The sequence below is a fragment of the Pseudomonas sp. CAM1A genome (genome assembly GCF_047501685.1).
Taxonomy (GTDB): domain Bacteria; phylum Pseudomonadota; class Gammaproteobacteria; order Pseudomonadales; family Pseudomonadaceae; genus Aquipseudomonas.
The window spans coordinates 1-9,610 of the sequence record NZ_JBFNXP010000029.1 but is presented as its reverse complement, the minus strand read 5'-3'; the positions used below and the strand labels follow the sequence as shown (position 1 = coordinate 9,610).

2 protein-coding genes are annotated in these 9,610 nt (G+C 68.0%); both read left to right on the top strand.

Annotated elements, in window-relative coordinates; translation table 11 throughout:
- Positions 1-3,339: amino acid adenylation domain-containing protein (locus tag ABZO33_RS26635; RefSeq protein ID WP_414538479.1), on the top strand; the 3,339-nt coding region annotated here is incomplete at its 5' end.
- 1 nt (position 3,340) lies between these two features.
- Positions 3,341-9,610, top strand: a 6,270-nt coding sequence (locus ABZO33_RS26630; protein WP_414538478.1) for an amino acid adenylation domain-containing protein, incomplete at its 3' end; no start/stop codon positions are given.

Genomic DNA, 9,610 nt, shown 5'->3' with positions numbered 1-9,610 from the left:
CTGAACGTGGAAGTGTCGCTGCGCAGCCTGTTCGAGTCCGCCGACCTACAGGCCTTCGCCCAGGCCGCCGGCCAAGGCGCGGCGAGCCAGGCACCAGCGTTCAGCGTCGTGGACCGCAACCAGCCGCTGGCCTTGTCCTACGCCCAGCAACGCCAGTGGTTCCTCTGGCAACTGGAGCCGGATAGCGCCGCCTACCATATCCCTGCGGCCTTGCAACTGAAGGGGCGACTGAACTCCGAAGCGTTGCGTCAGGCCTTCGAGACCCTGATCGCTCGCCATGAGAGCCTGCGTACCACCTTCGATCAGCAAGGGGGCGAGGCACAGCAGCGTATCCATGCGCCCGCGACGTTCACCCTGGTCATGGAATCGCTGCAGGACACCTCCACCGAGGCGGTCCGCGAGCGCGTGGCTCGTGAGATCCAGCGCCCGTTCGACCTGACCCAGGGGCCGCTGCTGCGGGTGCGCCTGCTACGCCTGGCCGAGGACGATCACGTGCTGGTGCTGACCCTGCATCATATCGTCGCCGATGGCTGGTCGATGCCGATCATGGTCGATGAAGTGGTCGACGCCTACCTGGCCTTGAGCCAGGGCCGGCAACCCGAACAGCCGGCCTTGCCGGTGCAGTACGCCGACTATGCAGTGTGGCAGCGCCAGTGGATGGAGGCCGGCGAGCAGGCCCGCCAGCTGGACTACTGGCGGGCGCAGCTGGGCGGCGAGCACTATGTGCTGCAACTGCCCACCGATCATCCACGGCCCACTGTGCAAAGCCACGCCGGTCGCAGCCTCGCCATCGAGGTGCCGGCGCCGCTGGTTCAGGCTTTGAAGGCACAGGCGCGCCAGCAAGGGGTGACGCTGTTCATGCTGCTGCTGGCTTCGTTCCAGAGCTTGCTGCACCGCCAGACCGGGCAGGCCGACATCCGTGTCGGCGTGCCGATCGCCAACCGCACCCGGGCCGAGACCGAAGGCTTGATCGGCTTCTTCGTCAACACCCAGGTGCTCAAGGCGCAGTTCGAGCTGCACACGACCTTCAGCGCGTTGCTGCAACAGGTCAAGAATGCCGCCTTGCAGGCCCAGGCGCACCAGGACCTGCCCTTCGAGCAACTGGTCGGAGCGCTGCAGCCGGAACGCAGCCTGAGCCACAACCCGCTGTTCCAGGTGATGTTCAACCACCAGGCCCAGCGCCCGGACCAGGGGCGCGAACTGCCTGGGCTGAGCATCGAAGGCCTGAGCTGGGGCAACCCCACGGCGCACCTCGACCTGGCCCTGGATACGTTCGAAAGCGAACACGGCCTCGGTGCGACCCTGACCTACGTCAGCGACCTGTTCGAGCACGCCACCATCGAGCGCATGGCCGCGCACTGGCTCAACCTGTTGCAGGCAATCAGCACCCAGCCTGCCCAGCGGATCGTCGAGCTGCCGCTGCTCGATGAGGCACAGCGCCAGGTCATCCTCGGGCAGTGGAGCCGCCACGAGGCGGTCTACCCCGACCAGCGCACGGTGCAGCAGCTGATCGCCGACCAGGCCGCGCGTACCCCGCACGCCACGGCGTTGATCTGTGAAGGGCAGCAGCTCACCTACCAGGCCCTGGACCTGCGCGCCAACCAATTGGCCCACCGCCTGCGCGAAGAGGGCATCGGCCCGGACGTGCGGGTGGGCATCGCCCTGCCGCGCAGCCTGGACATGGTGGTCGGCCTGCTGGCCGTGCTCAAGGCCGGCGGCGCCTATGTGCCGCTGGACCCTGACTATCCGCACGAGCGTCTGGCCTACATGATGGAGGACAGCGGCATCGCCTTGCTGCTCGGCCATAGCGCACAGTTGCAAGACCTGGCCGTGGCGCCGCGGGTGCGCAGCCTGTGCCTGGACAGCGAGCCGCTCGACGCCTGGCCGAACCACGCACTGCCGGTGCAGGGCGACCCCGACAACCTGGCGTACATCATGTACACCTCCGGCTCCACCGGGCGCCCCAAGGGTGTCGGCATCAGCGCCGCGGCGCTGAGCCGGCACGCTCATGTCGCCCAGGGTTTCTGCGGCTTGTCGGCGGCCGACCGGGTGCTGCAGTTCTCCACCTTCAACTTCGACGCCTTCGTCGAGCAGCTGTACCCGGCGCTGATCTGCGGCGCCAGCGTGGTGCTGCGCGGCCCGACGCTGTGGGACAGCGAGACCTTCTACCGCGAAGTGGTGACCCAAGGCATCACCTTCGCCGACCTGCCGACTGCCTACTGGTACCTGCTGGCCAAGGACTTCGCCGCCAAGGGCCCGCGTGACTACGGCGTGCTGCGCCAGGTGCACATGGGCGGCGAAGCCATGGCCGCCGACGGCGTGCTGGCCTGGCAACAGGCCGGACTCGGCCATGTGCGCCTGCTCAACACCTACGGGCCGACCGAGGCCACCGTCAGCGTCATGAGCCACGACTGCAGCGCCTATGTCACCGGCGAGCAGCCCCTGCCGGTGCAGATCCCGATCGGCAAGGCCCTGGGCGGGCGCTCGATCCACCTGGTGGACGCCGATGCCGATCTGGCCCTGCCGGGCGCCATCGGCGAACTGCTGGTCGGTGGCGAGCTGCTTGCCCGCGGCTATCACAATCGTCCGGGGCTGACCGCCGAACGCTTCATCCCCGATCCGTTCGCGACGACGCCGGGCGGGCGCCTGTACCGCACCGGCGACCTGGCGCGCTATCGCGAGCACGGCGTGGTGGAGTACGCGGGTCGTATCGACCATCAGGTGAAGATCCGCGGCTTCCGCATCGAACTGGGTGAAATCGAGGCACGCCTGCGCGAGCACCCGGCGGTGCGCGAGGTGCTGGTGGTCGATATCGATGGCCCCGGCGGCAAGCAACTGGCGGCCTACCTGGTGCCCAACGCCATGCCCGAGGCCGAAGACGGCCTGCGCGCCGAGCTGAAGGCGCACCTGGGCGCCAGCCTGCCGGACTACATGGTGCCGATGTACCTGGTGCTGCTCGAACGCATGCCGCTGCTGCCCAACGGCAAGCTCGACCGCAAGGCGCTGCCGACCCCCGATACCCGCCAGTCGCAGCCGGCCTACGTGGCCCCGGTCAGTGAACTGGAGCAGCAGCTGGCGGCGCTCTGGGCCGAGGTGCTGCAGGTCGAGCGGGTGGGCCTGGGCGATGACTTCTTCGAGCTGGGCGGGCACTCGCTGCTGGCGGCCCAGCTGATTTCCAAGATCAACTCGGGCCTGGGCATCGACATCCCCCTGCGCCTGCTATTCGAGAAACCGCAATTGAATGATTTTGCCCAGGCCTGTGCCAGCACCGGCTTGTCGTTGAGCGAGGACGGCTTGTCCGATATCGAAAGAATGATGAATGAAATGGCGGGCGTCTGAGATGGACAAGAGCACAGCAGAACGTATCGCCAAGCGCTTTGTCGGCCTTGCCCTGGAGCAGCGTCGGCAGATCCTCGACAAGATGCGTGAGACCGGGCAGAGCTTCCGCTTGCTGCCCATCGCCGTGACCCGTCACGACAGCCCGCGCATCCCGCTGTCCTATGCCCAGCAGCGCATGCTGTTCCTCTGGCAGCTGGAGCCGCACAGCAGCTTCTACAACGTGCCGATGGCGGTGCGTCTGAGCGGTGCGCTGAACCAGCAGGCCCTGGCCGAGGCCCTGGATGCACTGGTGCAGCGCCATGAGAGCCTGCGCACGCGCTTTGTCTCCGAAGAGGGGGAGTTCCACCAGCAGGTCCGTGAACAGTCGGGCGTGAGCCTGGAAGTGCGCGAGGTGCAGGCCGGGCCGGGCGAGGATCTCGAGCAGTGCCTGCGTACTGCGGTGCGCGAGGCGCTGGATGCACCCTTCGACCTGCTCGAAGGCCCGCTGTTGCGGGTCCGGCTGTTGCGCCTGGCCCCGACCGAGCACGTGCTGACGGTGTGCATGCACCATATCGTCTCCGACGGCTGGTCGGGCGAGCTGATGGTGCAGGAGTTCGTGCACCTGTACGAGGCGCTGTCCCAAGGCCGCGCCGCCGACCTGCCGCCGCTGGAGGTGCAGTACGCCGACTATGCGATCTGGCAGCGCGCCTGGCTGGAGGCCGGCGAGGGCGAGCGCCAGTTGCAGTACTGGAAGCAGCAGCTGGGCGATGAGCACCCGGTGCTGGACCTGCCGCTGGACCACGAGCGTCCGGCGCACCCCAGCTACCGTGGCGCGACCCTGCGCAGCGATGTACCGGCAGCGCTGTCGGCGCAGCTCAAGGCCCGGGCGCGCAGCCAGGGCCAGACGGTGTTCATGCTCACCCTCGCGGCGCTGGCCGTGACCCTGTCGCGTTACAGCGGCCAGGCCGACATCCGCATCGGTGCGCCCAACGCCGGGCGCAACCGCAAGGAAGTTGAAGGCCTGATCGGCTTCTTCATCAACACCCAGGTACTGCGGGTGCAGGTGGACGAACGCCAGAGCGGCGCGGCGCTGCTGGAGCAGGTGAAACAGGTGGTCAGTGGCGCGCAGTCGCACCAGGAACTGCCGTTCGAGCACCTGGTCGACGCCCTGGCGCCGGAGCGCAACCTAGGCCACAACCCGCTGTTCCAGGTGAAGATCAACCAGAACATGGCCGATACCGAGGCCGGCGCCCAGGCCCGGCAGACGCTGGGTGAGCTGAGTGTCAGCGGTTTTGCGGTCGAGGGCAGCGATGCGCGCTTCGACCTGGCCTACGACTTCAGCGAAACCCCCGACGGCCTGCAAGGCTACTTCACCTACAGCACCGACCTGTTCGAGGCCGCGACCATCGAGCGCATGGCTGCTTCGTTCCAGGCCGTGTTGCGTACGCTTGTCGAGCACTCCGACGCGGCGTTGCTCGATTACCCGGACGCCCAGGCCGCGCAGGTCGAAACCGCTGCCCAAGGCTGGCCGCAGCAGGACTTCCTCGGCCTGTGGCGTCAGGGCCTGCAAGCCGGGGCCGAGCAGCCGGCATTGCGCGCGGGGGATCGTACGGTCACCTACGCCGAGCTGGAGCAGCAGGCCAACCGTTTTGCTCATTACCTCAAGGCGCAGGGTATCGCCCCGGGCATGACCGTGGCGCTGTGCCAGGAGCGCTCCATCGAGTGGGTGACCAGCCTGCTGGCGGTGCTCAAGCTGGGCGCGGTGTACCTGCCGCTGGACAGCCGCCAGCCGGCCGAGCGCCTGCAGCAGTTGCTGCAGGCCAGCGCTGCGCAGCTTTTGGTGCATGCCCAGGGCGACGCCCAGGCGGCGGGGCTGGGCGTGTGCCGCGCCGTGGCCTATGACGCTTCACTGTATGGCGACTGCGACGACCAACCTCCGGCGGTGCGTGTCTTGCCGCAGCAGGCGGCCTACATCATCTACACCTCGGGTTCCACCGGGCAGCCCAAGGGCGTGGTGGTCAGCCACGGGGCGCTGGCCAACTACCTGCAGGGCGTGCTGCAACGCCTGGACCTGCAACCCGGCGCCAGCCTGGCGATGGTTTCCACGGTGGCCGCCGACCTTGGCCATACCGTGCTGTTCGGCGCACTGGTCACGGGCCGGCTGCTGCACTTGCTGGGCCACGACCAGGGATTCGATCCGGATGCCTTCGCCAGCTACATGGCCGAGCACCGCGTCGATGTGCTGAAGATCGTGCCGAGCCACCTGCAGGGTCTGTTGCAGGCCGCGCAGCCTGAGCGCGTGCTGCCCGAGCAACTGCTGATCCTCGGTGGCGAGGCCAGTTCCTGGGCGCTGATCGAGCAGGTCCGGCGCCTGAAACCCGGCTGCCGGATTATCAACCACTACGGCCCGACCGAGACCACCGTGGGCATCCTCACCCACGAAGTCGGTGAGCGTCTGCCCGGCTGGCGCAGCGTGCCAGTGGGCCGGCCGCTGGACAACGGCCAGGCGCGGGTGCTGGATGCCTACCTCAATCCGCTGCCCGAGCGCGTGGCAGGCGAGCTGTACCTGGGTGGGCTGGGCCTGGCCCAGGGCTATGTCGGCCAGCCGGGCCTTACCGCCGAGCGCTTCGTGCCCGATCCTTTCGGTGACAACGGCGAGCGGCTGTACCGTGCCGGTGATCGCGCACGCCTGGACCAGGGTGTGCTGGAGTACCTGGGCCGTGGCGACGACCAGGTGAAGATCCGCGGTTACCGGGTCGAACCGGGCGAGGTCGGCCAAGTGCTGCAAGGCCTGCCCGGCGTGGCCGAGGCTGTAGTGCTGGCGCTGCCCCTGGACAGCGACCCCACGCGCCTGCAACTGGTGGCCTGGGCCGTGCCGGCGGCGGGTGTCGAGCTGCAGGCCGAGGCCCTGCGCCAGGCTTTGCTGGCGCGCCTGCCGGAGTACCTGGTACCGGCGCAGGTGCTGCTGCTCGAGCGTCTGCCACTGACCGCCAACGGCAAGCTGGACAAGCGTGCCCTGCCCAGACCCGGGGTGGTGGCCAAGCAGCGCTTTGTCGCGCCGGTGGGTGAAATCGAAGAGAAACTCGCGGCGATCTGGTGCGAGGTGCTCAAGCGTGAGCAAGTGGGTAGCACCGACAACTTCTTCGAACTGGGCGGTGACTCGATCCTCAGCCTGCAGATCATCGCCCGCGCCAAGCGTCAGGGTATCAAGCTCAGCCCCAAGCAACTGTTCGAAAAGCAGACCATCGGCCAACTGGCGGCGGTGGCCAAGCTGATCGAGAAGAAACCGGCGGCCGAGGTGGTCGAGCAGGTCAGCGGCAGCCTGCCGTTGCTGCCGATCCAGGCGCGTTTCTTCGACACCGCGATTCCCCAGCGCCACCACTGGAACCAGGCGGTGCTGCTGACCCCGCGCCAGCCGTTGACGGTGGCCTTGCTGCAACCTGCGCTCAAGCTGCTGCTGGAACAGCACGACGCCCTGCGCCTGCGTTTCAGCGAGGACCAGGGCCAGTGGCAAGCTCAGTTCGCGCCGGCCGATGCGCAGCAGTTGCTGTGGGTACATCAGCTGGACGATGCCGCGCGCCTGCCGGAGCTGGCCGATGAGGCCCAGCGCAGCCTGGACCTGAAAAATGGCCCGCTGCTGCGCGTGGTACTGATCGACCTGCCCGAGGGCCAGCAGCGCCTGCTGGTGGTGATCCACCACCTGGTGGTCGACGGCGTGTCCTGGCGCGTCCTGCTCGAAGACCTGCAACTGGCCTGCCAGGCACTGCTGGCCGGCAAGGCGCCGGCGCTGCCGGCCAAGAGCAGCTCGCTCAAGGCCTGGGCCGAACATCTGCGCGAGCACGCCCGCAGCCCCGCGCTGGTGGCCGAGCTGGGCTACTGGCAGGCGCAGTTGCAGGGTGTCAGCGACGTCCTGCCTGGGGCGAATCCGCAGGGTGGCCAGCAGCGCAAGCATGAAATTTCGGTGCGCACCCACCTGAACGCCGAACTGACCCGGCAACTGCTGCAGGAGGCGCCGGCCGCCTACCGCACCCAGGTCAACGACCTGCTGCTGACGGCGCTGGCGCGGGTCATCCGCCGCTGGACCGGCGAGGCGCACGCGCTGATCCGCCTGGAAGGCCATGGCCGCGAAGACCTGTTCGACGACCTCGATATCACCCGCACGGTCGGTTGGTTCAGCAGCTTGTACCCGTTGAAGCTGACCCCCGTCGATGACCTGGGCGCGTCGCTCATGGCGGTCAAGGAGCAACTGCGCGCCGTGCCGGCCAAGGGCATCGGCTACGGTGTGCTGCGTTACCTGGGTGACGCGCAGGCCCGCGAAACCCTCGGCGCCCTGGCCCAGGGCAGCATCGTATTCAACTACCTGGGGCAGTTCGACGGCAGCTTCGACAGCGAGCAAGGGTTGTTCACCCCGGCACCGGAAGGCGCGGGGCAGGGGCAGAGCCCGGAGGCGCCGCTGGGCAGCCTGCTGAGCATCGATGGCCAGGTCTATGCCGGCGAGCTGGCGCTGGACTGGAGCTTCAGCAGCGCGGTGTTCGAGCGTGGGCAGATCCAGCGCCTGGCCGACGAGTACGCCGAGGAACTGCGCCTGCTGATCGACCACTGCACCACCCCCGGGGTGGCGGGGGTGACGCCTTCGGACTTCCCCCTGGCCAGCCTCGACCAGCGCCAGCTGGTGGCGCTGCCGGTGGCGGCGGGCAACATCGAAGACATCTACCCGCTGTCGCCGATGCAGCAGGGCATGCTGTTCCACAGCCTGTACCAGCAGGAGGCGGGCAACTACATCAACCAGACACGTGTCGCAGTGCAGGGGCTGGACGTACCGCGCTTCATCGCGGCCTTGCAGGCCACCGTGGACAACCACGAAGTGCTGCGCAGCAGTTTCTTCAGTGGCTACGACCAGTCACTGCAAGTGGTGCAGCGCCAGGCGCGGCTGCCGCTGGTCGAGCTCGACTGGCGTGACCAGGCCGATCTGCCGAGGGCGTTGCAGGAATGGGCCGAGGCCGATCTGCGTGCCGGATTCGACCTGGCCAGCGGCCCGCTGCTGCGCCTGGCGGTGATCCGCAGCGCCGAACAGCAGTACCAGCTGGTGCTGACCAACCACCATATCCTGCTCGATGGCTGGAGCAGCTCGCGCCTGTTCGGTGAGGTGCTGCAGCGTTACGCCGGTGTCACCCCGGCAGGCAAGAACAGCCGTTACCGCGACTATATCCAGTGGCTGCAACGCCAGGACCAGGCCGTCAGCGAGCGCTTCTGGCGCGAGCGTACGGCGGAGCTGGACGAGCCCACGCGGCTGGCCCAGGCCTTCAGGTCCGAAGCCCAGGGCCACGGGCAGGCCGAGCATCAGATCAGCCTGGATGCACAGCGCACCCAGCGCCTGGGCGAGTTTGCCCGGGAGCAGCGGATCACCCTCAACACCCTGGTCCAGGCCGCGTGGCTGTTGCTGTTGCAACGCTACACCGGGCAGGCCTGCGTGGCCTTCGGCGCCACCGTGGCTGGCCGCCCGGCGGAGCTCTCGGGCGTCGAGGAGCAGTTGGGGCTGTTCATCAACACCTTGCCGGTGGTCGCCAGCCCACGCCCGGAGCAGACCGTGGGCGACTGGGTGCAGCAGGTGCAAGGGTTGAACCTGGCCCTGCGCGAGCACGAGCACACGCCACTGTACGAGATCCAGCGCTGGGCCGGCTGGAGCGGCGAGGCGCTGTTCGACAATATCCTGGTGTTCGAGAACTACCCGGTGTCGGAGGCGCTGCAGCAAGGCGCTCCCGAGGGACTGGTGTTCGGCGAGGTGGTCAGCCAGGAGCAGACCAACTATCCGCTGACGCTGGTGGCCCAGGTGGGCGCAAAACTGTCGGCCAGCTTCAAGTTCGACCGCGCCAGCTATGCCGAATCGGCTGTCGGGCAGATGGCGGCACACTTTGTCGAACTGCTGGAAGGGTTGGCGGACTCGTCGCAGCGGGCTTTGGGTGAGCTGGTGCTGAGCACAGCGCCGCTACAGGTCATTGAAAGCTATCCGAGCACGGCCTGCGCTCACGCGCTGATCGAGCAGCAGGCGGCGCGCACGCCTGAAGCAATCGCCGTGACCTTCGCCGGGCAGTCGTTGAGCTACGACCAGCTCAATCGCCGCGCCAACCGCCTGGCGCACAAGCTGCGCGCCGAGGGCGTGGGGCCGGATGTGCTGGTGGGCATCGCGGTCGAGCGCGGTTTCGAGATGATCGTCGGCCTGCTGGCGATCCTCAAGGCCGGTGGCGCCTATGTGCCGCTGGACCCGGAGTATCCGCAGGATCGCCTGAGCTAC